The organism is Sphingobium fuliginis, assembly GCF_004152845.1.
In the GTDB taxonomy this organism is placed as follows: Bacteria; Pseudomonadota; Alphaproteobacteria; order Sphingomonadales; family Sphingomonadaceae; genus Sphingobium; species Sphingobium fuliginis.
Genome location: NZ_SEON01000007.1, coordinates 165,426 through 191,863 on the forward strand (window position 1 = coordinate 165,426; position 26,438 = coordinate 191,863).

Genomic DNA, 26,438 nt, shown 5'->3' on the forward strand with positions numbered 1-26,438 from the left:
ACTCATGCTTGTGACGCTGGTTCTGCTGGTTTTCGGAGTGATGCTGTTCGACATGCGCGGGCGGTTGAAGGCGGCCGAGCATAGGTTGGCGCTGCTGGAAGGGATTGGAGACGCGCCCTTCCCCGCTCGCTACCGGCACGCCGACGGGGATGGAGATGACGATGCCGGGGGGAATACGGCGGCGCCCGCAAGCGTCGTGGAGCGGCGGGTGGCCATGGACACCGCTCCCCCGCACCCCATGCCTGCGGTCGTGATCGACCGTCGATCCAGCGAAGGCGAGACCCACTCTCCTGCGCGGTCCGCTTCGGATGAGGTTCGGGAGATCGATGCCCCCTTTCCCCCGGATGACGTGGAAAAGGCGGAAGGCATCGATATGGCAGCCGAGCGCCCGGCCCGCCCCTCCTTCAGCTTCGAGGACCTGTTCGGCCGCCGCCTTCCGATCTGGGCGGGCGGGGTGACGCTCGCCGTGGCTGGCGTGCTGCTGGTCAAATATTCGATCGATGCAGGGCTGCTCGCGCCGCTGGTGCGCGTCGTTCTGGGGCTGCTGTTCGGCGGAGCGCTGATCGGCGGGGCCGAGGCGGCGTTGCGGCTGGAGGATCGGGTCCGCGACGCGCGGGTGCGGCAGGCGCTGGCGGGCGCAGGGCTGGCGACGCTCTATGCCGCGATCCTGGCGGCGCACATGCTATATGGGCTGGTTGGACCGGGCATCGCCTTTGCGGGGCTTGCGGGGGTGACGGGGCTGGCCATGGCGCTGTCGCTGCGCTTTGGCGCGCCGAGTGCGCTGCTGGGGCTGGTCGGCGGTCTGGCGGCGCCCGCCCTGGTCGAGGCGGGGCAGCCCAATGTGCCCCTGCTAAGCTGTTATCTCGCGCTGGCGGTCGGTGGGCTATGCGTGCTGTCGCGCACCCAGCGCTGGATGTGGCTGGGGGTGAGCGCGCTGGTCGGCGGGGCCGGCTGGGGCGTCGTCATGCTGGCGATGGGCGCGCTGGATTGGGCATCGTCGCTGTCGGTGGGGTTGCTGGTGCTGATGCTGGGGATGGCGTTGCCGGTCCTGGCCTTTTCCGGAACGCGGGCCGCGCTGCTGCGCATGGGCGCGGCCGTGGTGGCGGCGGGCCAGATGGCGGCGCTGGTGGCGACGGGCGGCTTCGGCCTGCTGCAATGGGGATTGTTCGGGCTGCTGTCGCTCATGCTGGTGTGGCTGGGGCGGGACGCGGCCTTGCGGCCGCTGGCGGCGATCGGCGCCGGGGTCGCGCTGCTGCTCGCGGCGGTGTGGCCGCGGCCGGAAATGGGCCACTTCGCCCTGGTGATGCTGGGCATGGTGACGATTTATGGCGGCGCGGCCCTGCTGCGGGTCTGGCGCGGCGCTTTGGTCGAGGCGGGACAGATCGCAGGACTGGCGCTGGGTGGATTTGCCGTCGCGCTGGGGCAATGCTGGCGGGTCGGGCTGGACGGGGAATTCGCCCTGCTGGCGCTGGCGGCCGCCGGATTGCCGGGCGCGGCCATGGCGATGGGCTGGCGATGCGGGACCCGGCGGGAGGATGCGCGCTTCGTGACGCTGGCGAGCGCCGCGGCGCTGCTGCTGGTGGTGGCCGGCGGGCTGGGGCTGCCGGAGTGGAGTCTGGCCATGGTGATCGCTGCGGTTGCAGCCGGGCTGCTGAGGTTGGCGGCGCTGGCGGAGGACCGGCGGGTCGAATGGAGCGGCTGGGGCTTCGCCTTCGGCGCGCTGGTGGTTCTGGCCGGATCGGACGATGTCGTCCGGCTGTGGGGAGAGGCGGCGGATGAGCCGGACTGGCAGGGCGTGATGCGTTGGGCGGCGGGAGCGGCAATGGCGGCGCTGTTCGCCTGGCGGGCGCGCTTTGCCGAGGGGCGGATGGTCGCGCAGGGCGTGGCGGTGCTGCTCGCCTATGGGGCCGTGGCGCAGGCGGTGCCGGCGCTCTGGGTGCCGGTGGGAGTCGCGCTGGGGCTGGCCATGCTGGCGGAAGGAGCGCGGCGGCTGGCCGTCGGGCGAATGGCGCCCGCCCTGGGGGTGGCCTTGGCGCTGGTGGCGCTATGGGCCGCCTGGCCCCTGGGGATCTGGCTGGGCCGGGTGTTGCTGTCGCTGGTGGGTGAACCCGTGCTGGTGCGGGACTTGCCCGGAATAGGCGAGGTGGCGCGGCGGATCGCCTTGCCGGCGATGGCGCTGGGCCTTGCCCTGTGGCGGGGCGGTTCCGCCGTGGATGCGGTCGGGCGGCGGATCGGCTGCTGTGTCGCGGCGGTGCTTGGCGGAGTGGCGGCGCATGTCGCCTTCAAGCAGCTTTTCGCTTTGGGGAGCCTGGCGGAAGTGACGCGCCTTGCCCTGGCGGAGCGCACGCTTTGGGAGGCTGTGCTGATGGGCCTGGGTTTCGTTGCGTTGCGGGGCCGGATCGCGCTGGCCCGATTCCATTCGTTGCGGAAATCCGGGGAGAATGTGGAGCGCGCGGTCGGGACATGCCTCATCGCGGCGGGATTGGGGCATTTGCTGGTTTATTCGGTGGTGCTGCACAATCCGCTCTGGTTCCCGCAGGCGGTGGGGCATTGGCCCCTCCTCAATCTGCTGCCGGTGGTTCTGGCCCTTGCCTTCGTGGCGCTGAAGGTGGCGGATGGCTGGTCACGGCGTATGGCGGATGGCGTGCGAATGGCCTTAATCGCGCTGTTCGGCGTGGCGCTGCTGCGGCAGCTTTTCGTCGGATCGCTGCTGACCGTGCGCGGAGTAGGCCAGGTGGAGGATATTCTCCGTTCGGTGCTCGCATTGGCGCTCGCCATCGGCTTCCTGCTCTGGGGCATCCGCGGGCAGGCGCAGGCCGCAAACGCCAGGGACTGGCGCATCGCTTCGCTGCTGCTGATGCTGTTCGCCGTGGCCAAGGTGTTCCTGTTCGATGCGTCCGGGCTGACCGGGCTGCTGCGGATCGCATCCTTCCTTGCCCTGGGCTTCAGCCTGATCGGCATCGGATGGCTCTATAATCGCCTGTTGCGGGAGCCGGTTAACAACTCCGCGACTATTGCTGCATAATGCGTGAAGGACGGGGGTAAGAAAATGTCCGCACCTGATCTGTCTTTGCTGGGTAAACGCCGTTTCGCGCCCTTGTTCGTGGTGCAGTTCCTGGGCGCGTTCAACGACAATCTGTTGAAGTTCGCGCTGCTGTTCCTCGCCAATTTCAGCCTCTATCGGGCCGAGCCCGACAAGGCGGAGATGCTGGCGACCATCGCCACAGGCCTGTTCATCCTGCCCTATTTCCTCTTTTCCGCGCTGGCCGGGCAATTGGCCGACGCCTGGGACAAGGCGAAACTGGTGCGGGCGGTGAAGGCGGCGGAGATCGTCATCATGGCCCTCGCCGTCACCGGATTCTGGCTGGAATCGGTGCCGGTTCTGCTGTCCTGCCTGTTCCTGATGGGGCTGCATTCGACCATCTTCGGGCCGGTCAAATTTTCCATCCTGCCGCAGCATCTGCGTGCCGACGAGATCATGGGCGGCACCGGCCTGATCGAGGCGGGCACCTTCCTTGCGATATTGAGCGGGCAGTTGCTGGCCGGGGTGATCCCGCCCTGGGAAGCAGGGCTGGTGGCGGTGGGGCTGGCGACGCTTGGCTTCCTGGCCAGCCTGGCGGTGCCGGCCGCGCCGACCGTGGTGCCGGGCCTTCGGATCGAGCGGAACATCTTCAGGAGCACCTGGCATATATTGAAGGCGGCGCGGCATGGGCGCGGCGTGTGGCTGTCGATCCTGGGGATAAGCTGGTTCTTCGCCGTGGGCGCGGTATTGCTGGCGGAGTTCGCGCCGCTGGTGAGCGGGGTGCTGAAGGCGAAGCAGGAGGTCGCGACCTTCTTCCTGCTGATCTTCTCGGTCAGCGTGGCGCTGGGGTCGATGCTGGTCAACCGGCTGCTGGGCGGGCAGGTTTCGGCGCGCTTCGTGCCGGTATCCGCGCTGGCGCTGGCCGGGTTCATGATCGACCTGTGGCTTTCGACCGGTTCCTATGCGCCCATGCATTCGGGCGCTGGCATAGCCGAATTCGTCGGGTCGCCGGGAAGCTGGCGGATCATGGTCGATCTGTTCGGCATCGCCTTTTCAGGCGGCATGTTCATCGTGCCGCTCTATGCGATCCTCCAGACGCACAGCCCGCGCGAGGAACGGTCGCGCACCATTGCGGCCAACAACATCGTCAACGCGGCGGTCACGGTGGCGGTCGTCACGGCGGTGACGGCGATGCTGGCGCGGGGCGAGAGCGTGCCCGGCGTGATCGGGGTGATGGGCTTTGCCACGCTGGCGGTGGCGCTGATCAGTTGCTGGCTGCTGCCGGAGACGGTGATCAAGGCGATCGTGCGCGGGATGCTGCGGCTCTGCTATCGGGTGGAGGTGCTGGGCGCCGGGAATATGCCCGGCGTGGGCGAACCGGCGGTCGTCGTGGTCAACCATGTGTCCTTCCTGGACGGCCTGCTGCTGGCGGCCTTCCTGCCGGGGAAGCCCACCTTCGCGGTGCATACGCGGATTGCCAGGGCGTGGTGGGTAAAACCGTTCCTGTCGCTGTTCGACGCCTTTCCGGTCGATCCCACCAATCCGCTGTCGGCCAAGGCGATGGTGAAGGCGGTGCGCGAGGGGCGGACGCTGGTGATCTTTCCGGAGGGGCGGATCACCGTCACCGGCGCTTTGATGAAGGTGTTCGACGGCCCCGGCATGGTCGCGGACAAGGCCGACGCGCCGATCATTCCGGTCCGGATCGACGGCGCGCAGTTCACGCCCTTCTCGCGGCTCAGGGGCAAGGTCCGGCTGCGGCGCTTTCCCAGGATCACGCTCACCGTCCTGCCGCCACGCCGCTTCGCCATCGAGGGCGAGATGACGGCGCGGGCACGGCGCGCGATCGCGGGGCGGCGGCTCTATGACGAGATGAGCCAGATGATGTTCGCGACATCCGACACGGACAGGACATTGTTCGAGGCGCTGCTGGAGGCGTGCCATGTGCATGGGCGCGGGTCGGCCATCGTCGAGGATGTGAAGCGCGAACCGCTGAGCTATGGGCGGCTGGTGACGGGGTCGCTGGTGCTGGGGCGGGTCATGGCGCGTTCGACGCGGCAGGGCGAGGCGGTCGGCGTGCTGCTGCCCAATGTCGCCGGGGTGGCGGTGGCCTTCTTTGCCTTGCAGGCGGGTGGGCGGGTGCCGGCGATGCTGAACTTCACCGCCGGGCTGGCGAACCTGAAGGCGGCGTGCACGACGGCCGGCATTCGGACGGTGGTGACGGCGCGGGCCTTTGTCGAGCAGGGCAAGCTCGGCGACGTCGTCGCCGGGCTGGAGGCGGAGGGGATCGCCTTCCTCTGGCTGGAGGATGTGGCGGCAGGAGTTGGAACCGGGGCAAAGCTGCGCGGGTTGATCGCCAGCCGCTTTGCCAGGCGGGCGCATGGGCGGCTCAAGGTTTCGCCGGACGATGCGGCGGTGATGCTGTTCACCAGCGGGTCGGAGGGGCTGCCCAAGGGCGTGGTGCTGACGCATCGCAACCTTCTGTCCAACTGCCGGCAATTGGCGGCGAGGATCGACTTCAATTCGGCCGACGTGGTGCTGAACGCCCTGCCGGTATTCCATAGTTTCGGCCTGACCGGCGGGACGTTGCTGCCGATCTTCCATGGGGTGAAGACGCTGCTCTATCCCAGCCCGCTGCATTACCGGATCGTGCCGGCGCTCGCCTATGACGCCAATGCGACGATCCTGTTCGGGACCGACACCTTCCTGTCGGGCTATGCGCGGATGGCGCATGGCTATGACTTCTACTCGCTGCGCTACATCTTCGCGGGCGCGGAGCGGGTGCGGGACGAGACGCGGAAAATCTATGCCGAGAAGTTCGGGCTGCGCATCCTGGAGGGCTATGGCGCGACCGAGGCGGGGCCGGTGATCGCGGTCAACACGCCGATGCACTTCCGCGCCGGGTCGGTCGGGCGGCTGTTGCCGGGGATAGAGGCGCGGCTGGACGATGTGCCGGGGATCGAGGAAGGCGGGCGGCTTTCGATCCGGGGGCCGAACATCATGGCGGGATATATGAAGGCCGATGCGCCGGGCGTGCTGCAACCGCCGGAAGGGGGCTGGCACGATACCGGCGACATCGTGACCATCGACGATCAGGGCTTCGTGACGATCCGGGGGCGTGCGAAGCGCTTTGCGAAGATCGGCGGCGAGATGGTCTCGCTGCCCGCCGTGGAGGGCTATGCCTCTGCCGTGTGGCCGGATGCGGACCATGCGGTGGTGACGCGGCCCGATGCGCGCAAGGGGGAGCAACTGGTGCTGTTCACGACCGCGCGGGATGCGAAGGCGGCCGCGTTGCAGGCCTGGGGGAAGGCGCATGGGGTGGCGGAGCTGGCCCTGCCGCGGGACATCCGCGTGCTGGATGCGCTGCCGCTGCTGGGAACCGGGAAGACCGACTATGCGTCCATGACCCAGATGGCGGCCGGGTAGGACAGATCCTTCCTGCGCCGAAGGCATGGGAAGGATTGGGTGTTGGTGGAACGGCCTTCTCATCTGGTGCGGCGGTTGCTGGTGCGCCAGGTGCGGGGCGTGTTCCATGACAGCGCCCGGGGAGAGGCGCCGGTCGTCGCTTCGGACCGGGCGCTCTATCCGCCGGGGTCGGTGATCCGGCGGGTGCATGGCGACGTCACCGGCATGATGATCGGCGGGGTCAGTGCATTGCTGCTCCAGATGCTGCATCCGGCCGCCCTTGCCGGCATTTGGGACCACAGCCGGTTCCGTGACGACATGCTGGGGCGGTTGCGGCGGACGGCGCGGTTCATTGCCGTCACCACCTATGCCGAACGGGCCGAGGCGGAGGAAGCGATCGCGCGGGTGCGACAGGTGCATGAGCATGTGCGCGGGACGCTGGCGGACGGGACGGCCTATGCGGCGGGCGATCCCCGGCTGCTGGCCTGGGTGCATGTCTGCGAGGCGACGAGCTTTCTCGACGCATGGATGGCCTATGGCGAGCCGTTCATGCCGCTGGCGGAGCAGGACCGCTATTTTGCCGAGGCGGCGCTGGTGGCGCGGGCCCTGGGGGCCGATCCGGTGCCGGACTGCAGGGCCGAGGCGATGGCGCTGATGGCGCGTTTTCGCGGCGAGCTGGCGGCGACGGAACGGACGCGGGAGGTGGCGCGGATCGTGCTGCGGCAGCCAGCGCCCTCGCTGGGGCTGATGCCGGCGCAGGCGATGATGATGCAGGCCGCGGTGGCGCTGCTGCCGGGTTGGGCGCGGCGGATGCACGGCTTTTCGATGCCGGTCCTGGCGCGGCCGCTGGTCCGGGCGGGGGCCTTTGCGCTGGCGGGAACGATGCGCTGGGCGTTTCGCGGCGAAGATTGATCGCAGCCCCCCATGGGGGCTGGAATGACGGAAGCGGGGTTCAGGCGTTGAAATGGGCGACGAGGGCGTAGCGTTCGCCGGGGTAGAGCAGGCGGGCGTAGGTGATGCGTTCCCCGCCGCGCCAGGTCCAGCGTTCCAGCGCCAGGCAGGCGGCGTTTTGCGGGACGTCGAGGGCGTCCGCCGTCTCTGGACCGGCGTTGAGGGCGGTGATGCGATGTTCCGCCTCCGTCCAGGGAACATGGGCGAGCAGCCAGGAGCCGGGAGGTTCGGCGCTGAAATCCACCTCGGCCGCTTCGGGAACGGCGCGCAGGTTGATGAGGCGGGTTTCCGTCGCATAGGGCAAATCCTGGACGAAGTGGCGGCATTCCAGAGCGAGCAGATCGCCGTCTGGCACGCGCAGCAGCGCCTTGTCTTCCGCGCTTGCCCGGCGGCGCTCGCGACGGATGAGGTCGAGGCGGTAGCTGAGGCCCTGCCCTTCCACTTCGGCGCGGATGTCCGGGATTTCCAGCGCGGCACGGTGGAAGCGGGGCGCGGCGACGAAGGTGCCCGCGCGCTTTCGGCTTTCGAGCAGGCCCGACTGCACGAGCGCGCGCAGCGCCTTGTTCACCGTCATGCGGGAGCAGCCATAGGCGTCCATCCATTCCGCCTCCGTCGGGATGCGGTGGCCGGGGCGCCATTCGCCCGACATGATGCGGCTTTCGATGTCGCGGCGGATGCGGCGGTGGAGCGGGGTCAATCGAGCAGGGCCTTGAGGAGTTGGGTGTAGCGCGCCTCTATGGCGGGGCGGGCGTGGTGGAGGCCTGCGGTAACGCGCCTGACGCCGGCGCACCAGACGCTATCGATCTGGGCGCGGGCGAAGATCCAGCTGTCGAGCAGGCGGTCGCCGGAGCGGGCCGCGGTGGTGGGCTGGCCGGGGCGGAGGGTGACGATGTCGGCGCGGGCGCCCGGCGTGAGGGTGGCGGGGGGATGGCCGAGCGCCTGGGCGCCTTTCCGAGCGTGATGGTAGAGGCTGGCGCCGGTTGACTGGCCTGGGGCGGTGAGGAGGTTGCGGGCCTGGTGGGTCAGGCGCTGGCCATATTCGAGCAGGCAGAGTTCGGCGGCGGCATCGATCCGGATATGGGAGTCTGAGCCTATGCCGATGCGGCCGCCCTGGGCAAGGAAAGCGCGGGCGGGGAAGAGGCCGTCGCCCAGATTGGCTTCGGTGATGGGGCAGAGGCCGACGGTGGCGGCGCTTTTCGCGATGGCGTTCCGTTCGCTGTCGGCGATGTGGGTGGCGTGGATCAGGCACCAGCGTTGATCGACCTCCGCATGGTTCATGAGCCATTCGACCGGGCGCTGGTTGCTCCAGGCGAGGCAGGCTTCGACCTCCGCACGCTGTTCCGCGATGTGGATGTGGATGGGGCCGTCCGGTGTCAGGGCAGTGATGGCGGCGAGTTCCTGCGGGGTGACGGCGCGCAGGCTGTGAGGAGCGACGCCCAGGGTCGCGTTCAGGGGTTTCAGGGCTTCCAGCAGGCGGGCGTAGCTGTCGGGGGTGTGGAGGAAGCGGCGTTGGCCTTCGGTTGGGGGGACGCCGCCGAAATTCGAGTGGGCGTAGAAGACCGGGAGCAGGGTGAGGGCGATGCCGGTGTCGTCGGCTGCCTGCGCGATGGCTTCGGCCATGGCGGCGGGGTTGGCGTAGGGCGCGCCGCTGGGGTCGTGGTGGAGATAGTGGAATTCCCCGACGCTGGTGAAGCCGCTTTCGAGCATTTCGGCATAGGCCAGGGCGGCGATGGCGCGGAGGCCTTCGGGGTTCAGGCGGTCGAGGAAGCGGTACATCGCCTCGCGCCAGGTCCAGAAGCTGTCGCCACCCTCCCCTGCTCTTTCGGTGAGGCCGGCCATGGCGCGCTGGAAGGCGTGGCTGTGGACATTGGGCAGGCCGGCGAAGGCGGGGCCGTGGCGTTCGTCGCCGGGTTCGGGGGGAATTCCATGAACGATCCGGTCAATGAACCGGCCTTTCAGAATCATGCGGACGGAAGGACGCCAGCCTTCGGGGAGGAGAGCCTGTTCGAACCAGAGCGCCATTTCGATTTCCCCTCTCCAAAGACATGGGATTGGCCGGAGATGGCTAATCCAAGACATTCCCCTCCCGTAAACGGGAGGGGTTAGGGGTGGGCGCGAGCGTAGCGAGCTTCTGACTTAGCCGTTGCAAAACAGCGCAGATGCCGCGCCAGCCCACCCCCTAACCCCCTCCCGCCTGCGGGAGGGGGAATGTCCGCCTTCCACCCTGTTTCCGTTTCCAACCTGAATCCTTGCGCGCTCTGGACAATGGTGATCTGCTCCATTTATGTATATACATTATTGAGTCGGCGCCAGTGGAAATGACGATGCGGCCTGCCTGCGACAGAATCTGGACCCATGCGCGTCTTGCGACTTTGCGGGATGGGGTGGGTGTCGTCGAAGACGGCGCGGTGGGGGTGCGGGATGGCTTGATCAGCTATGTCGGCAGTGCGGACGGCGCGCCGGATGCGGTCGAGACGATCGATTGCCAAGGGCGGTGGATCACGCCGGGGCTGATCGATTGCCATACGCATCTGGTGCATGGCGGCAACCGGGCGGCGGAGTTCGAGATGCGGCTGGCCGGGGCCCGCTATGAGGACATAGCGCGGGCTGGGGGTGGGATCATCTCCACCATGCGGGCCACGCGGGAGGCGAGCGAGGAGGCGCTGGTCGAAAGCGCCCTGCCCCGGTTGGATGCGTTGATCGCCGAGGGCGTTACGACCGTCGAGGTGAAGTCGGGCTATGGTCTGGACCTCGACAATGAGGTCAAGATGCTGCGGGCGGCGCGGCGGTTGGGGAGCGAGCGGGCCGTTTCCATCAGGACCAGTTTTCTGGGCGCGCATGCCCTGCCGCCGGAATTTTCAGGCGACGCGGACGGCTATATCGATCTGGTCTGCGGCATGTTGCCGGAGATTGCGCCGCTGGCCGACGCGGTGGATGGGTTTTGCGAGGGGATCGGCTTTTCCCCGGCGCAGATCGGAAGGCTGTTCGAGGCGGCCGGGCGGCTGGGGCTGCCGGTGAAATTGCATGCGGAGCAATTGTCGAACAGCCGGGGGGCGGAACTGGCGGCGCGGCATGGGGCGCTTTCCGCCGATCATCTGGAGCATCTGGATGCGGCGGGGGTGGCGGCCATGGCGCGGGCGGGGACCGTCGCGGTGCTGTTGCCGGGGGCCTTTTACTTCATGCGCGACACGCAGGCGCCGCCGGTCGAGGCCTTGCGGCGGGCGGGCGTGCCCATGGCGGTCGCGACCGACTGCAATCCGGGGACCGCGCCGCTGACGTCGCTGCTGCTGGCGATGAACATGGGGGCGACCCTGTTCCGGCTGACGGTCGAGGAATGTCTGGCCGGGGTGACGCGGGAGGCGGCGCGCGCGCTGGGGATGCTGGAGCGGGTCGGGACATTGGAGGTCGGCAAGCGGTGCGACCTTGCCGTCTGGGACATCGAGCGGCCGGCGGAACTGGTGTATCGCATGGGGTATAACCCGCTCCATGCGCGTGTGTGGAGAGGAATATGAAGCTGGTTCCGGGCGCGGTTTCGCTGGGGCAATGGCAGGCGATTTACGAGGGCGCGGCGGTGGCGCTGGACCCGGCCTGCGCGCCCCGCATCGCGGCCGGGGCGGCGGCGGTCGAGCGGATATTGGCGCGGCATGAGCCGGTCTACGGGATCAATACCGGCTTCGGGAAGCTGGCGAGCGTCAGGATTGGCGACGATGATCTGGCGGTGCTTCAGCGCAATATCGTGCTGAGCCATGCGGCGGGGACCGGTGCGCCCTCCCCCGTGCCGGTGGTGCGGTTGATGATGGCGTTGAAGCTGGCGAGTCTGGCGCAGGGCGCTTCGGGCGTTCGGCCGGGGACGGTGGCTTTGCTGGAGGCGATGGTGGCGCGAGGCCTGATTCCTGTGGTGCCTGCGCAGGGGTCGGTGGGGGCCAGCGGGGATCTGGCTCCCCTGGCGCATATGACCGCCGCGATGATCGGGGTCGGGGAGATCTGGGTTTCGGGCGAGCGGGTGCCTGCCCTTGAAGCATTGGCGCGGGCCGGGTTGGGGCCGGTGGAACTGGGGCCGAAAGAAGGGCTGGCGCTGCTCAACGGGACGCAGTTTTCGACCGCGAACGCCCTTGCCGGACTGTTCGGGGCGGATCGCCTGTTCCGGACGGCTTTGGTGACGGGGGCGCTCTCGACCGAGGCGGCCAAGGGGACCGATGCGCCGTTCGATCCGCGCATTCACCGGCTGCGGCGGCATGCGGGGCAGATGGCTGTGGGCGAGGCTCTGGCGGCGCTGATGGCGGGGTCGGCCATTCGCGCTTCGCATCGGGACCATGATCCCCGCGTGCAGGACCCATACTGCCTGCGCTGCCAGCCGCAGGTGATGGGCGCGGCGCTGGACGTGATGCGGTCGGCCGGAGCGATGCTGGAGACGGAGGCCAATGGGGTTTCGGACAATCCCCTGATCTTCGCCGAGACGGACGAGGCGCTTTCGGGCGGGAATTTCCATGCGGAGCCGGTGGCTTTCGCGGCGGACATGATCGCCATGGCGGTCTGCGAGATCGGATCGATCGCCGAGCGGCGGATCGCGATGCTGGTCGACCCGGCCCTGTCGGGACTGCCCGCCTTTTTGACGCCCCGGCCGGGGTTGAATTCGGGCTTCATGATTCCACAGGTGACGGCGGCGGCCCTGGTGTCCGAAAACAAGCAGCGGGCCTTTCCGGCGAGCGTGGACAGCATTCCGACTTCGGCCAATCAGGAGGATCATGTGTCGATGGCGGCGCATGGGGCGCGGCGGCTGGCGGAGATGGTGGCGAATGCGGAAGCCGTGATCGGGATCGAGCTTCTGGCGGGGGCGCAGGGGTGCGATTTTCATGCGCCCTTGCGGTCTTCGCAGGCGCTGGAGCGGGTGCGGGCGAGGCTGCGCGGGCAAGTGCCGCATCTGGAGGAGGACCGGCATTTCCATGCCGATATGGAGGTCGCCAATCTTCTCGTGCGCGGCGGGGCGGTCGTGGAGGCGGCGGGGCTGGACCTGCCGGGCGTGCTGTGACGGACTGGCTGACGGTCGAGCGGGGCGAGGCTCCGCTGGTGGTGGCCCTGCCGCATGCGGGGACCGATCTGGTCGATGTGGAGGGCGCGTTTCGTTCGCCGGAAGTGGCGCGGCGGGATGCGGACTGGTGGGTGGACCGGCTTTACGGCTTTGCCGGGGATTTGGGCGCGACCGTGGTGCGGACCGGGGTGTCGCGCAGCGTGATCGATGTGAATCGCGATCCTTCGGGGGCTTCGCTTTATCCGGGGATGGCGACGACGGAATTATGTCCGACGACGACTTTCGATGGGGAGCCGCTTTATCCGGGGGATGAGCCGGACGAGGCGGAGATCGCGCGGCGGCGGGAACGGTGGTTCGATCCCTATCATGCGGCGCTGGCGGGGGAGATCGATCGGCTGCGGGCGCGGCATGGGCGGGTGGTGGTCTATGACGCGCATTCGATCCGCAGCCATGTGCCCCGGCTGTTCGAGGGGGAGTTGCCGCTGTTCAATATCGGGACTTTCGATGGGGTGAGTTGTTCGGCGGAACTGGCCGAGGCGGTGCGGGCTGTTTGCGTGGGGAGCAGCCATGTAGTGGACGGGCGCTTCAAGGGGGGGTGGACGACGCGGCATTATGGGGCGCCGGAGCGGGGCATTCATGCGATCCAGATGGAATTGGCGATGCGGGGCTATCTGGATGAAGGCGCGGGGTGGCCGCCGGTTTTCGATGCCGGGCGGGCGGCGGGGACGATCGCGGTGCTTCGGGAGGTTTTGGGGGGATGTTTGCGGTTTGCGGAAGGGGGTGGGTGAAGGTGACGTCTCACCCTCACCCTTCCGCCGCGCTTTGCGCGGCTCCCTCCCTCTCCCGGTGGGAGAGGGAATATGGAAGGATGTTCGATGACTCGGATCGATAATGGGCGTGTTGTTCGGGCGGATATTGGCACCGTTCTGCGGGCGAAGAGTTGGTTGACCGAGGCGCCTTTGCGGATGCTGATGAACAATCTGCATCCCGATGTGGCGGAGCGGCCGGAGGAGTTGGTCGTCTATGGCGGGATCGGGCGGCCCGCGCGGGATTGGGAGAGTTATGACCGGATCGTCGAGACGCTGACGCGGCTGGAGGAGGACCAGACGCTGCTGGTGCAGTCGGGGAAGCCGGTGGGGGTGTTCCGGACGCATGCGGATGCGCCGCGGGTGCTGATCGCCAATTCCAATCTGGTGCCGCATTGGGCGAATTGGGCGCATTTCAACGAACTCGATAGGCGTGGCCTCGCCATGTACGGGCAGATGACGGCGGGGTCGTGGATCTATATCGGCACGCAGGGGATCGTGCAGGGCACCTATGAGACTTTCGTCGAGATGGGGCGGCAGCATTATCAGGGCGATCTTTCGGGCAAGTGGCTGCTGACCGCCGGGCTGGGTGGAATGGGGGGCGCGCAGCCTCTGGCGGCGGTGATGGCGGGGGCTTCCTGCCTCGCGGTGGAGTGTCAGCCGAGCCGGATCGAGATGCGGTTGCGGACGGGATATCTGGATGTGGCGGCTTCCTCGATTGACGAGGCCTTGGCGATCATCGGGGAGAGTTGCCGGGAGAAGAAGCCGGTTTCGGTGGGGTTGCTGGGCAATGCGGCGGAGGTCTTGCCGGAACTGTTCCGGCGGGGGGTGCGGCCCGATCTGCTGACCGACCAGACCAGCGCGCATGATCCGGTGAACGGCTATCTGCCCATCGGGTGGACCGTGGCGGAGTGGATCGAGCGGCGGGAGCGGGAGCCTGAGGCGGTGGCTAGGGCGGCGAAGGCGAGCATGGCGGTGCATGTGCGGGCGATGCTCGACTTTCAGGCGGCGGGGGTGCCGACGACCGATTATGGCAATAATATCCGGCAGATGGCGAAGGATGAGGGGGTCGAAAACGCCTTCGATTTTCCGGGGTTCGTGCCGGCCTATATCCGGCCCCTGTTCTGCCGGGGAGTTGGGCCGTTTCGCTGGGCCGCGCTGTCGGGCGATCCGGAGGATATTGTCCGGACCGACGCCAGGGTGAAGGAGTTGCTGCCCGATGACGCGCATCTGCATCGGTGGCTGGACATGGCGCGGGAGCGGATTCGCTTTCAGGGACTGCCGGCGCGGATTTGCTGGGTGGGACTGGGGGACCGGCATCGGTTGGGGTTGGCCTTTAACGAGATGGTGGCGAAGGGAAAATTGAAGGCGCCGGTGGTGATTGGGCGGGATCATCTGGATTCGGGGTCGGTCGCCTCGCCCAATCGGGAGACGGAGGCGATGATGGACGGGTCGGATGCGGTGAGCGACTGGCCTTTGTTGAATGCGATGTTGAATGTGGCTTCGGGGGCGACATGGGTTTCGCTGCATCATGGCGGCGGGGTCGGCATGGGCTATTCGCAGCATGCGGGCATGGTGGTCGTTGCGGATGGAACCGAGGCGGCGGCCAGGCGATTGGAACGGGTGTTGTGGAACGATCCGGCGACCGGCGTGATGCGGCATGCGGATGCGGGCTATGAGATTGCCCGGACTTGCGCGCGGGAGAAGGGGTTGGACCTGCCGGGAATATTGGGATGACACTGTTTCAGATTTTTGGGTGATGTGATGATCCTGTTTCAGGAAAACGGGGAATGGGCGCGGAATTGAAACCCCTTTTCCCGTCTGGCGTGCGATAAGGCTTTCCTATGGCACATGCGGAACTGACACTTCCCGAAGGCGCGGCTGCGGACTGGACGGTTCCGCAGGACTGGGCGGCCTATACGCCCGACGAGCATGCGATGTGGGACCGGCTGTTCGAACGGCAGGCGGCGATGCTGCCCGGGCGGGTGGTGCCGGAATTTCTGGATGGGCTGGATATTTTGCGGATGACGAAGCCGGGGATTCCCGACTTTGCCGAATTGTCCGAGCGGTTGATGAAGCGGACCGGCTGGCAGGTGGTGGCGGTGCCGGGGCTGGTGCCGGATCGGGTGTTCTTCGAGCATCTCGCCAATCGGCGCTTCGTGGCGGGGCGGTTCATCCGCAAGCCGGAGCAGATCGACTATCTGCAGGAGCCGGACATTTTTCATGACGTGTTCGGCCATGTGCCCTTGCTGACCCATCCGGCCTTTGCCGATTACATGCAGGCCTATGGCGAAGGCGGGTTGCGGGCCGACCATATGGGGGCGATCGATCATCTCGCGCGGCTTTACTGGTACACGGTGGAGTTCGGGCTGATGCGGCGGGGCGACGACCTGCGGCTTTATGGCGCGGGGATCGTTTCATCCTTTGGCGAGTCGGTGTTCGCGCTGGACGATGCTTCGCCCAACCGGATCGGATTCGATCTGGAGCGGTTGATGCGGACCGAATACCGGATCGACGACTATCAGCAGAGCTATTTCGTCATCGACAGTTTCGAGGATCTTTTGCGCAGGACTTCGGACGTCGACTTTGGGCCGATCTATCGCGCGCTGGAAGGGGCGAGCGATCTGGCGCCCGATGCGGTGCTGGCGGAGGACCGGGTCTATCATCGCGGCACGCAGGACCATGCGCGGGCGAAGATGGCATGCTGACGCGGGAGACCGATCCTGTTTTCGCTGCGGGCATCGCGCCTTTTCCATAATCGAGAGGATTGCCTTCATGGCTGACATCATCAATCCGCTGGGCCTGAACGGCTTCGAATTCGTGGAATTCACCTCGCCCGATCCCGAAGCCATGGGGCGGCAGTTCGAACAACTGGGCTTCGTCGCGAGCCATCGGCATCCGACCAAGAATATCACCCGCTACAGGCAGGGGCGCATCAACCTGATGCTGAACCGCGACGATGCCGGGCGGGTGGCGGCTTTCCGGGGCGAGCATGGGCCGTCCGCGAGCGCCATGGCCTTTCGCGTGGCCGATCCGGAGGCGGCGATGCAATGGGCGCTGGAGCATGGCGCGAAGCCGACCGATGAGGACGATACCGTGATCCAGGGGATTGGCGGCTCCTATCTCTATTTCATCAAGGATGGGGAAGACCCGTATGCGGGCTGGGCGGAGTTTGCCGGGTGGCGGGAGGCCGAGGCGGCGAACAATGTCGGTCTCGATCTGCTCGACCATTTGACGCATAATGTGCGGCGCGGGCAGATGCGGGTGTGGAGCCAGTTCTACCGCACGCTGTTCGGGTTCGAGGAGCAGAAATATTTCGACATCAAGGGGCAGGCGACCGGGCTGTTCAGTCAGGCGATGATCGCGCCGGACAAGGCCATTCGCATTCCGCTGAATGAAAGTCAGGACGACAAGAGCCAGATCGAGGAGTTCATCCGCCAATATCATGGCGAGGGAATTCAGCATCTGGCGCTGACCACCGACAATATCTACGATACGGTGGAGAAGTTGCGGGCGCGGGGCGTCAGGTTGCAGGATACGATCGAGACTTATTATGAGCTGGTCGACAAGCGGGTGCCGGGGCATGGCGAGGATTTGGAGCGGTTACGGAAGAACCGGATATTGATCGACGGGTCGGTGGAGAATGGCGAAGGGATTTTGCTCCAGATCTTCACCGAGAATATGTTTGGGCCGATCTTCTTCGAGATCATCCAGCGCAAGGGGAATGAGGGTTTCGGGAACGGAAATTTCCAGGCCCTGTTCGAGAGCATCGAGCTGGATCAGATACGGCGCGGAGTGATTTCGGTCGATGCCTGAGGGGGCGAACTCCCCGGTTTGATTTGCTTTGTGCTCCTGCGGCCCGAAGGGGGGCGTAAGCCAGGGCAGGAGCACGGGGGATTGTGGGGCAATCGGAACCGGTTCGGATCAATCGCGGCTGCTTTTGCGTAGCAGGCGGACGCAAAATCCCGGCGGCACCATATGCAAAGCGTGCTTTTCGCGACCTGTCCGCACTCCATGACTTTGCACCGTTCCGGTTGCTTCTTTCATGCCCTGACAATCGCCCAAAGCCTATGAATTCCCTCGGTCGAAGCATTTTGCGTTCACGCAATATGCGCATGGGGGAAAGCGATGCGTTTGGGTTTGAGGGCCAGGCTGACGATCGCCATCGGGCTGACCGCCGCTTCGGCTTTTCTGCTGCTGGGCGTCAGGGAATTGCGGAACGCTTCCGCCGCGACGGTTGAGGGCCGGGACGCGCCCGCGAGGGTGGCCGCGCCGGTCGCGCTGCTGGTGCAGGCGGCGCGGGCGATCAGGACCGGGGAGACGATCAGCGCCGCCATGATCCGCAATGCGGCGGGCGATCCGGCGCGCTTTCCCTATGCCGCGACCTCCGCCGAAGTGGTGGGGAAGGTCGCCACGCGGGAGATTCCGGCCGGGGCGCTCATCGCCCGCGACGCGGTGGGGATGGAAAGCAAGCTCGCCATTCGCGTGCCCATGGGGATGCGCGCCATCAGCATCGACACGACGGCGGAGATCGCCGTGGCCGGGCTGGTCCGGCCGGGCGACCGGGTGGATGTGCAGGTCGTCTATCCGGGGGCGGACGCCATCAGCGGGGCGCGGGGAGCCGGACGCAGCCGGGCGCAGACGCTGTTGCAGATGGTGCAGGTTCTGGCCGTCGGTGAAGTGGTGGTGGGGACGCAGCAGGCGTCCGGAGCCAATGACGGCGTGGAGGGGGCGCTGGCCGCCCCTCCCCCGCCTGCGCGGACGGTGACGCTGGCCTTGACGCCGGAGCAGGTGTCGACGCTGTCGCTGGCGAAAAGCACGGGCGCGCTGACGCTGTCGCTGCGCAATCCGGCGGATAGCGCGCAGGTGGCGGTGGCCGTCGCGGCTTCGGCCGGGTTGGAGCCGGGGGTCGCGCCGGTCGCGCCTAGGGTGGTGGCGGTGCCTGCGCCGCGTGCCGTGGTCCGCCCGGCGGCGCATGCCATCGAACTGGTCGTGGGCGACCGGCGCGAGACCATCTATTCGGGGAGTGGCGGGCGTTGAGGAATTCCGGGCATTTTGGGTTGAGCCTTTCGATCCGGTTCAGGGACGCGGATTGGTCTTGTTTTCAGTCATCCCGGCGGAAGCCGGGATCTCCGGCGATAGGGCGCGGTCTGGCCTCACGAGATCCCAGCTTACGCTGGGATGACGGTGTTTATGGGCGGCGCGCTGCTCTATGGCCGGTCGCCGGGTTGATCGCGCTGGCCTTGCCCTTGGGGGCGATGGCGCAGACGGCGTTGCGGGTGAAGGAGCAGCATGTCCTGTCCTACCCCCGCGCCATCGGGCGGGTCGAGGTGGATCGGGAGGGGGTGCTGGCCGTCGCCGCGCCTTCGGCCCGGTCGCTGCGGCTGACGGCGATCGGCGAGGGAGAGGCGACCGTCAGCGTCTATGGCGGCGATGGCGGGTTGATCGCGCGAGAGCCGGTGCGCGTGGGGGCCGATGCGGCGGCGAGCGCGCCGGTGGTCCGGGCGGGCGAGCAGGTGGTGGCGGTGGATGTGCAGTTCGCCGCCGTGTCCGCCACGACGCTGAAGGCGCTGGGGTTCAATTTCTCCAGGCTTTCCGGCGATATTCAGGGGGCGATCGTTTCGCCCAGCAGTCTGGGGAGCGCATCCTTCAATCCCGATGGGCTGTCGCTGGAGGCGAGCGCGCCGATCCAGAATGCGTTCAACCTGTTCCTCTCCGCCCCCAATCGGGGGATCGGGGCGGTGTTGAGCGCGCTGTCCTCCAACGGCCTGTCGCAGCTGCTGGCGCAGCCGACCCTGCTGGTGCGGTCCGGCGAGCAGGCGAGTTTCCTGGCCGGGGGCGAGTTTCCGGTGCCGGTGCCGCAGGTTTCGGGGTCCGGCAATACGCTGTCCATCCAGTATAAGGAATTCGGGGTGCGGTTGTCGGTGACGCCCTTCGTGTTGTCGAAGGAGCATATCGTGCTGAAGATCGCGCCGGAGGTCAGCGAACTCGATTATAATAATGGCGTGCAGTTGCAGGGCTATGTCGTGCCGGGGCTGCGGCGGCGGTCGGCGGAGACGACGGTCGAACTGGGCAGCGGGCAGAGCTTCGTCATCGCAGGCCTCAGCTATTCCAGCCAGACGGTGACGAAGGAGAAGACGCCCCTTCTGGGCGATATTCCGGTGCTGGGCGCCTTCTTCAAGCGGCAGCAGAACCAGAAGGAGAAGCAGGAGCTGATCATCGTCGCCACGCCCCGGCTGGTGGGGCCGGTGAAGCCGGAGGAGGTGCCGCCCCTGCCCGGCGCGGCGACGGCGGGCATCGATCCGGGGATAGGCGACATGATTTTGGGCACGGACGGGCTGGACCAGTCCAGCGCGCCCTTCGGCGTGGTGCGGCGGTGAGCATGGCGAAGATCCTTCTGCTGTCGGTCGACCGGATGCTGGCGCAGCGCATCGAGGAAGCGGCGGGCGGCCGCGCCACGGTCGAGCTGGCGCAATCGGTCGAGAGCGAGGCGCTGGACGGGCCGGCGCTGATCGTCATCGACCGCGCCGCCATTCCGCCCGAGCGCGCCCTGTCGGTCGCGATCGGCGCCGTGGTGGCGGGCGCGGGCGGGCGGCCCGTGCTGCTGGCGACGGATGAGATGGAGGCGGGGCCGCTGCTGCGCGCCATTCGCGCCGGCGTGCACGACGTCGTTCCGCGCGACGGGGAGCGCGGGGAGATCGCCCCCATATTGGCGCGGCTGTTGAACGAGGCGGCGGCGGACCGGGGCAGCCGGGGACGGCTGACGCTGCTGCTGGGAGCGGATCGCGACGCCTGCGCGATGGTGGCGACGGACATGGCCGTCGCCACGGCGGCGCGGGGATCGACGCTGCTGATCGACTGCACCCTGCCGACGAGCGCGGCGGCGACCTATCTGGACCTGGGCGTCGATTATGGGCTGGCGTCCGCGATCAGCGACATGGACCGGCTGGACGCCAGCCTGCTGGCCAGCACGGTGGCGCGGCATGGGCCGAGCGGGTTGATGCTGCTGACCTTCGACGGCGGGACCGGCGCCGAACCGGCAGGACTGGGCCCGGGCGACCTGGCGGCGCTGATCCGGCGGCTGCTGGGCTGTTGCGGGCATGTGGTGTTGAATGCGGGGAGCCTGCGCCATGGCGGGCTGCTGCGCGAGGTGGTGGCGGAGGCGGATCGGGTCGAACTGCTCTGCGGCCAGACCATTTGCGAGATCGAGGCGTGCCGCCGCCTGCTGGACAGGATCGGGACGGAGCGCGAGCGGATAGAGGCGATGCGGCTGCTGGTGTGGGACCATCTGCCCGGCGTGCTGCTGGATGGGCGGCGGATGGCGGATGCGCTGGGGGTCGGCGCGGCGCTGGCGCTGCCCATCGACCGGGCGCGGATGCGCAATGCGCTGAACGCCGGGCGGCCGATGGCGATGGAGGCGGATGGCGGGGCCTATATGGCGGCGATCCGGCGGGTTTGCGGGGTCGCGCCGAAGCCCGGCGGGATCGACCGGTTGCGGGGGGCGATGCTGCGCGTCGTCCAGCGTGCGTCATGAGCCTGCTGACCGGCGAAGAGGGCTTCATTCCGGCGCGGGAGGTGCGGATGGCGCCTGTCGCGCAGCCGGCGGCGCAGCGGATGAGCGACATCTATCAGATCGCCAAGGCGCAGACCTGCGCCCAGTTGATCGAGCAGCTGGAGGCGCGGGGCGATACGGCGGAGACGCTGGGGCCGAGGGCGCTGCGCGAGGAGATAGAGCAGGTCGTCGCCAGCCGCAGCCGCCGTGGGCAGATGGCGCTGAACAGCGCGGAGCGGCTGCTGCTGATCGAGGATGTCGAGGATGAGGTGGCGGGCATGGGCCCGCTGGCGCCGCTGCTGCGCGATCCAGGGGTGGACGACATCATCGTCAACGGGCCGGGGCATATCTATGCCGAGCGGGGCGGGTTGCTGGAGAAGGTCGAGACGCGGTTTCGCGACGACGCGCATCTGATGAACATCATCCAGCGGATCGTCGGGCCGATCGGGCGGCGGGTGGATGAGGCCAGTCCCTATGTCGATGCGCGGCTGGCGGACGGGTCGCGGGTGAATATCGTCATTCCGCCGGTGGCTCTGGATGGGCCGACGCTCTCTATCCGCAAGTTCCGGTTGCAGAGCATGACCATCGAGGACTGCGTTTCGGCGCAGATGATGAGCGCGGACATGGCGGCTTATCTGAGCGCGGCGGTGCGGTCGCGGCTGAACATATTGATCTGCGGCGGGACGGGGGCGGGCAAGACGACTTTGCTCAACATGCTGTCGACCTTCATCGGCGACCGGGAGCGGCTGATCACCATCGAGGACGCCGCCGAACTGCAGTTGCGGCAGAGCCATGTGGTGCGGCTGGAGACGCGGCCGCCGACGGTCGACGGCAGCCGCGAGGTGAGCAGCCGCGAACTGGTGCGCAATGCGCTGCGGATGCGGCCGGACCGGATCATCCTGGGCGAGGTGCGCGGCGTCGAGGCCGTGGAGATGTTGCAGGCCATGTCGACCGGGCATGACGGGTCGATGGCGACGCTGCACGGCAATAGTCCGAGGGACGCCTTTGCGCGGCTGGAGATGCTGCTGGGCTTTGCCGGGGTGCAGAGTGACGTGCGGGCGATCCGGCGCTTCATCGCCAACAGCGTGCATGTGGTGGTGCAGTTGCAGCGGCTGTCCAACGGCAGCCGGCGGGTGATGTCGGTGAGCGAAGTCACCGGGCTGGAGGGAGACGCCTATTCGCTGAATGAACTGTTCGCCTTTCAGGAGCAGCCCGCGCTGTCGGGGACGGGGGAATTTCGCACTTTGTCGTTGCGGCCCTTTTTCGCGGGGCGGCTGAGGGATTATCGGGGCGCGCGGCCGTGCTGAGCGGGGCGGCCTTTCTGATATTGTCGCTGCTGATCCTGATGGGGATCGGCTGGCCATTGCTGGCGCGGCAGGCGCGGCAGCGGGCGGCGATCGACCGGCGGCTGGGACTGGCCCCGACCGCGGCGATGCCGCGCCCGGCGGTGCTGGCGCCGCCGGACCGGATGGCGCCGCTGCTGGCGCAGGCGCAGATCGACGTGACGGCGCGGGCGCTGGGCATGGTCGGCGGCGGGCTGCTGCTGATCGCGCTGTTCGCCCTGCTGGCGGCGGGGCCGGTGGCGGCGCTGGCGGTGGTGGCGGGCGTGCCGATGGCGCTGGTCGGCTGGGTGCGGCGGCGGGCGCAGCGGCGCGTGGAGGCGCTGATCGAGGCATTGCCCCATTATATCGACGCGGTGCGGCAGATGCAGGCGGTCGGCAATTCGCTGGCGCAGGCGCTGGACCGGGCGCTGGCCGACGCGCCCGCCGTGGTGCGGAGCTATATCGCGCCGGTCGCAAGGCGGCTGGAGCTGGGCGCGCCGGTGGCCGATGCGATGCAGGTGCTGGCGGAGCGGCTGCGCGTTCCTGAAATATCGATGCTGGCCGCCGCGATCCGCACGAACATGCGCTATGGCGGGTCGATTTCGGCGGTGCTGCTGAACCTGGCCAACATCCTGCGCGAGCGCATCCGCATCAAGCGCGAGCTGAAGGCCGCCATTTCCGAAGCGAAGATCAGCGGCCGGGTGCTGATCGTCATGCCGCTGGTGGCGATGGCCGTGCTGGTGGCGATGAACCCCGATTATATCGGTTTCTTCCTGCGCGATCCGCGCGGGCATCGGCTGGCGGCGATCGCGCTGGTCTTGCAGGGCATGGGCATGCTGGTGATGCGGCGGGTGATGAGGCTGGCCTTCTGATGGGGGCGCTGTTCCTCCTTTGCGCGGCGCTGGGCGTCGCCTGCGCCGCGATGGGCGTGCGGATGCTGCTGGCCGACCGGCGGCTGGAGGCGCGGCTGGGCATGGCGGGCGACCGGCCGGGCTTCCGCCTGCCCGTGGCCTTCGCCGCCAGGGGGCGGGACCGGTCGGAGATTGCCGACAGGCTGATGCTGGCGGGGTTCCAGGATGCGCGGGCGGCGGACCGGTTCGTCTGGGCGCGGATGGCGGCGACGGTCGGCGCGGGGCTGGCGGCGATGCTGGTTTCGCGGATCGGCTGGGGCGGATTCCTTGCCCGGCCCCTGCTGATCGTCATCGCCGCCGGCCTGACCTATGTCGGGGCGAAGCAGGCGATCCATCTGCTCGCGGCGCGGCGGGCGCGGGCGATCATGGCGGAATTTCCCTTCCTGCTGGACCTGATGCTGATGATGCTGGAAAGCGGCATCTCGCTGGACCAGTGCTTCCGCGCCATTGCGCGGGACGAGGCCATTGCGGTGCCGCACCATGCGCGGCTGATCGCGATGCTGGTCGCCGATCTCGACCGGGGCATGCGCTATGAGCAGGCGCTGGACCGCTGGGCGGCGCGGGTGGCGGTGAACGGGGCGAAGGAACTGGCGGCGCTGTTCCGCCAGGCGCTGTTCCAGGGGGTCGAGCTGGCCCCCGCCCTGCGCGAATTCGTGCGGGAGTTCACCCAGCGCCGCGTCGCCAGCGCGCGGGAGGCGATGGGCGGCATCACCGTGCGCATGGTGGTGCTGATGATCCTGTTCTTCATGCCCGCCCTGTTCGTGGTGCTGGGCGGGCCGCCAGTGGTGGCGATCTTCGATACTTTGCGGGGGGTGTCGCAATGAGGCGGTTGATGCTGGCGGCGATGCTGATGGCGGCCGCGCCGGGGGAAGCGGAGGAAGCGCCCGACACGCGAGGGCTGTATCTGCAACTCATCCACCAGGCGCGGGCCGACGGGCGGCCACGGGCGGCGCTGGCCTATCTGGACGATTTCGAGCGGCGCTATCCGGGCGATGCCGAGGCGCGGCTGCTGCGGGTCAACAGCCTGATCGACCTCGGGCAGATCGACGCGGCGGAAGTGGTGGTCCTGCCGCCGGAGACGGCGGGCGGTGGGGTCAGCGCGGTGCGCGGGCATCTGCTGGCGGCGCGGGGGCGGTGGGACGAGGCGGCGGCCTGGTACGAGCGGGCGAGCCGGGCGAGTCCGGCCGATCCGCTGCCGCGCAATGCGCTTGGCTATGCGCTGTTGCGGGCCGGGCGGGTCGGCGCGGCGATAGAGGCGTTGCGCGGGGCGAGCGATCTGGGGCCGCAACTGGCGGTGGTGCGCAACAACCTGCTGCTGGCGCTGATCATCGGCGGGCGGCGCGACGAGGCGGAGGCCGGGTTGCGCCGGGCGGGAGACGGGGCGCTGCGGCAGAAACTGGCGGCGGAAGCGGCGCGGATCGGCAAGGGAGGATGAGATGGTGGTGCTGTTGCTGATGGCGGCTGCGCCCGCGCCGGCGCCGGCGCCGGCGGGCGAAGCGCGGCGGGTGGTGGAGGCGCAGCTGAAGGCCCCGGTGCGCGAGGATGCGGGGCTTTCGGCGGAGGAGGCTGCGGTCATTCGGCAGCGCTATCTGGAGTCCATCGGCCGGCGGGTCGAGCGGGCGGTGGACGGGGCGCGATGATCCGGGCGCTGTGCATCGCGTTTCGTCGGGCATGGCTTCGGCGGCTGGCTGGCGACCGATCCGCCGCCGTCGCGCCGCTGATCGCGGCATTGGGGGCGGTGTTGATCGGGGCGGCGGGGTTCGCGCTGGATGGGGGGCTTTATTATGTGAGCCTGCGCAATCTGCGGGCGGCGACCGATGCGGCTGCGCTGGCCGCCGCGCAGAATCCGGCGCAGGCGGCGGCGCGGGCGCGCGATAGCCTGAGCCGCAACGGATATGATCCGGCCATTCTCCGATCGGTCGAACTGGGCCGCTATTGCGCCGATGCGGGGCTGGGCGCGGCGCAGCGCTTCGACGCGAGCATGGCGCTTTGTCCCGGCAATGGGCGGGTCAACGCCGTGCGCATCCGCACCGGGAAGCCGGCGCGCCAGTTCCTGATGCGCGTGCTGGGTCCGGCCAACCCCCTGCCCGACCTGTCGGCCAGCGCCACGGCGGCGCGTATCGACGAGGCGGGGATCGGCATCAGTTCCGGCGTGCTGACCGTCACCAATGCGCTGGTGAACAGCGTCAACGACCTGCTGAGCGCGCTGCTGGGGATCAAGCTGCGCCTCTCCACCGCCGATGTCGAGGCGTTGATGGCGAGCCATGTCGATGCCGGCCTGTTCTTCGACGCGCTGGCGCAGCGGGTCGGGGAGAGCGGCAGCTATGGCGCGCTCACCGCGCGCACGGTGGCGCTTCGCGACCTGCTCGCCGCCGCCGCCAGCGCGGCCGACAACAGCGCGACCGCCGCGACCCTGAACCTGCTGGCCGGGCAGGTCGGCAATGGATATGCCGTGCCGCTCAACGGCCTGTTCGGCCTGGGCGTGTGGAAGAACATGCCGGTCGGCGGGGCGGACGAGAAACCGGCCCTGCGCGCCGGGATCAATGCCTATCAGCTCTTTTCCTACGCGGTGCAGGCGGGCAATGGCGCGGTGGACCTGTCGGACGCGGTCGGCACCGTGGCGCCGGGCAGCAGCGTCCTGCTGGCGGCGATGGCGACCGGGCCGATGGACCGGCCCCGCTTCTCCTTCGGTCCGGCGGGGGAGACCGGCGTTTCCACGTCCGCCTTGCGGCTGCAACTGGATGTCGGGATCAGGAATGTCAGCCTGCTGGGCGTTCCGCTGATCGTCGTCAACCTGCCGGTCACGATCGACATTGCGGCGGCGCAGGGGCAGGTCAGCGCCATCGATTGCCCCGACACGGCGGAACAGGCGCGCGACACGCGGGTGACGGTGCAGGCCGGCAGCGGCCTCGTCAACGCCTATATCGGCGCCTTGCCCGCCGGCGCCATGACGCGGCCGATGCCGCCCCTGTCCGCCGCCGACGTGCGTCCGGTCCAGATCGTCAATGTGCTGGGCGTCGTCGCGGTGGACAGCCGCGCGGTGGCGCAGCCGGTCATGGGCGCGAGCGGCGCCGTCGTCTTCGGCCCCGGCGGGCAGGGCCGCATAGGCCGTCCCGGATCGCCCGGCACGCCCGCCAGCATCGGCAACGGGGCGCAGGTCGGGCCGCTGCTGACATCGCTGGTGGGCAGCCTTGGCGGACAGGACGGGTTGCAGGTGACGTTGCTGGGATCATGCCTGCCGATCGTCTGCGACGCGACCCGGGCGCTCGCCCGGTCCCAATTGTCGAGCGCGGTGGTCAATCCGGTCGCCGGGCTGGTCGGCACCACCATCGATCCGCTGGTCACCAATCTGCTCGCCGCGCTGGGCGTCCAGCTTGGCCATGCGACGCTCTGGGCGACGGGCGCGCGCTGCGGGGTGCCGGTGCTGGTGTGAGTTTTCATGG

20 protein-coding genes are annotated in these 26,438 nt (G+C 68.4%); 18 read left to right on the forward strand and 2 right to left on the reverse strand.

Going from position 1 to position 26,438, the window contains the following annotated elements; genetic code table 11:
* Positions 1–4: 4 nt before the first annotated feature.
* From EWH10_RS16800 to EWH10_RS16810, 3 genes are read left to right on the forward strand one after another with little or no spacing between them, the layout of a single operon-like run.
* A complete protein-coding gene (locus EWH10_RS16800) occupies positions 5–3,025 on the forward strand; it encodes a DUF2339 domain-containing protein (protein ID WP_130030087.1) in 3,021 nt (1,006 codons plus the stop codon).
* A 24-nt stretch (positions 3,026–3,049) separates the two neighbouring features.
* Positions 3,050–6,445: an acyl-[ACP]--phospholipid O-acyltransferase gene (locus tag EWH10_RS16805; RefSeq protein WP_229742684.1), complete on the forward strand. Its 3,396-nt coding sequence runs from the start codon at positions 3,050–3,052 to the stop codon at positions 6,443–6,445.
* 45 nt (positions 6,446–6,490) lie between these two features.
* Positions 6,491–7,336 (forward strand): oxygenase MpaB family protein, encoded by an 846-nt coding sequence (locus EWH10_RS16810; protein ID WP_065847813.1) that lies wholly within the window; start codon positions 6,491–6,493, stop codon positions 7,334–7,336.
* 40 nt (positions 7,337–7,376) lie between these two features.
* On the opposite strand, the gene hutC is transcribed toward EWH10_RS16810, so the two are convergent.
* Positions 7,377–8,072: a histidine utilization repressor gene (hutC, locus tag EWH10_RS16815; RefSeq protein WP_025548458.1), complete on the reverse strand. Its 696-nt coding sequence runs from the start codon at positions 8,070–8,072 to the stop codon at positions 7,377–7,379.
* A complete protein-coding gene (locus EWH10_RS16820) occupies positions 8,069–9,397 on the reverse strand; it encodes a formimidoylglutamate deiminase (RefSeq protein WP_130030088.1) in 1,329 nt (442 codons plus the stop codon). The genes hutC and EWH10_RS16820 overlap by 4 nt, the downstream gene beginning before the upstream one ends.
* A gap of 302 nt (positions 9,398–9,699) precedes the next feature.
* Between EWH10_RS16820 and hutI the strand changes: the two genes are divergently transcribed.
* The 15 genes from hutI (at position 9,700) to EWH10_RS16895 (ending at position 26,428) form a co-directional block, all read left to right on the forward strand.
* Positions 9,700–10,887: an imidazolonepropionase gene (hutI, locus tag EWH10_RS16825; RefSeq protein ID WP_170825658.1), complete on the forward strand. Its 1,188-nt coding sequence runs from the start codon at positions 9,700–9,702 to the stop codon at positions 10,885–10,887.
* A complete protein-coding gene (gene hutH, locus EWH10_RS16830; protein WP_065847679.1) occupies positions 10,884–12,404 on the forward strand; it encodes a histidine ammonia-lyase in 1,521 nt (506 codons plus the stop codon). Before hutI ends, hutH begins: the two co-directional genes overlap by 4 nt.
* Positions 12,401–13,192, forward strand: coding sequence for an N-formylglutamate deformylase (hutG, locus tag EWH10_RS16835; protein ID WP_025552217.1), 792 nt, complete (start codon positions 12,401–12,403; stop codon positions 13,190–13,192). Before hutH ends, hutG begins: the two co-directional genes overlap by 4 nt.
* Before the next feature lie 87 nt (positions 13,193–13,279).
* Complete coding sequence (gene hutU, locus EWH10_RS16840) at positions 13,280–14,947, forward strand: urocanate hydratase (protein ID WP_065847677.1); 1,668 nt, start codon at positions 13,280–13,282, stop codon at positions 14,945–14,947.
* A gap of 107 nt (positions 14,948–15,054) precedes the next feature.
* Positions 15,055–15,918: a phenylalanine 4-monooxygenase gene (gene phhA / locus EWH10_RS16845; protein ID WP_025551576.1), complete on the forward strand. Its 864-nt coding sequence runs from the start codon at positions 15,055–15,057 to the stop codon at positions 15,916–15,918.
* Positions 15,919–15,985: 67 nt separating this feature from the next.
* On the forward strand, positions 15,986–17,026 hold the full coding sequence (hppD, locus tag EWH10_RS16850; protein WP_025551574.1) for a 4-hydroxyphenylpyruvate dioxygenase: 1,041 nt from the start codon (positions 15,986–15,988) through the stop codon (positions 17,024–17,026).
* A gap of 312 nt (positions 17,027–17,338) precedes the next feature.
* A complete protein-coding gene (cpaB, locus tag EWH10_RS16855; RefSeq protein ID WP_065847675.1) occupies positions 17,339–18,250 on the forward strand; it encodes a Flp pilus assembly protein CpaB in 912 nt (303 codons plus the stop codon).
* A 218-nt stretch (positions 18,251–18,468) separates the two neighbouring features.
* Positions 18,469–19,590 (forward strand): type II and III secretion system protein family protein, encoded by a 1,122-nt coding sequence (locus tag EWH10_RS16860; RefSeq protein WP_044662947.1) that lies wholly within the window; start codon positions 18,469–18,471, stop codon positions 19,588–19,590.
* 2 nt (positions 19,591–19,592) lie between these two features.
* Positions 19,593–20,744 (forward strand): CpaE/TadZ family protein, encoded by a 1,152-nt coding sequence (locus tag EWH10_RS16865; RefSeq protein WP_103001776.1) that lies wholly within the window; start codon positions 19,593–19,595, stop codon positions 20,742–20,744.
* A complete protein-coding gene (locus tag EWH10_RS16870; RefSeq protein WP_025551566.1) occupies positions 20,741–22,069 on the forward strand; it encodes a TadA family conjugal transfer-associated ATPase in 1,329 nt (442 codons plus the stop codon). The genes EWH10_RS16865 and EWH10_RS16870 overlap by 4 nt, the downstream gene beginning before the upstream one ends.
* Complete coding sequence (locus tag EWH10_RS16875) at positions 22,063–22,956, forward strand: type II secretion system F family protein (protein WP_130030089.1); 894 nt, start codon at positions 22,063–22,065, stop codon at positions 22,954–22,956. Before EWH10_RS16870 ends, EWH10_RS16875 begins: the two co-directional genes overlap by 7 nt.
* Positions 22,956–23,819 carry a type II secretion system F family protein gene (locus tag EWH10_RS16880; protein WP_025551563.1) on the forward strand — a complete coding sequence of 288 codons (864 nt, stop codon included), beginning with the start codon at positions 22,956–22,958 and terminating at the stop codon, positions 23,817–23,819. The genes EWH10_RS16875 and EWH10_RS16880 overlap by 1 nt, the downstream gene beginning before the upstream one ends.
* Before the next feature lie 8 nt (positions 23,820–23,827).
* Positions 23,828–24,430 (forward strand): tetratricopeptide repeat protein, encoded by a 603-nt coding sequence (locus EWH10_RS16885; RefSeq protein ID WP_025551562.1) that lies wholly within the window; start codon positions 23,828–23,830, stop codon positions 24,428–24,430.
* A 1-nt stretch (position 24,431) separates the two neighbouring features.
* On the forward strand, positions 24,432–24,635 hold the full coding sequence (locus tag EWH10_RS16890) for a hypothetical protein (protein WP_103001658.1): 204 nt from the start codon (positions 24,432–24,434) through the stop codon (positions 24,633–24,635).
* A complete protein-coding gene (locus EWH10_RS16895; RefSeq protein WP_025551560.1) occupies positions 24,632–26,428 on the forward strand; it encodes a TadG family pilus assembly protein in 1,797 nt (598 codons plus the stop codon). The genes EWH10_RS16890 and EWH10_RS16895 overlap by 4 nt, the downstream gene beginning before the upstream one ends.
* Positions 26,429–26,438: the final 10 nt, after the last annotated feature.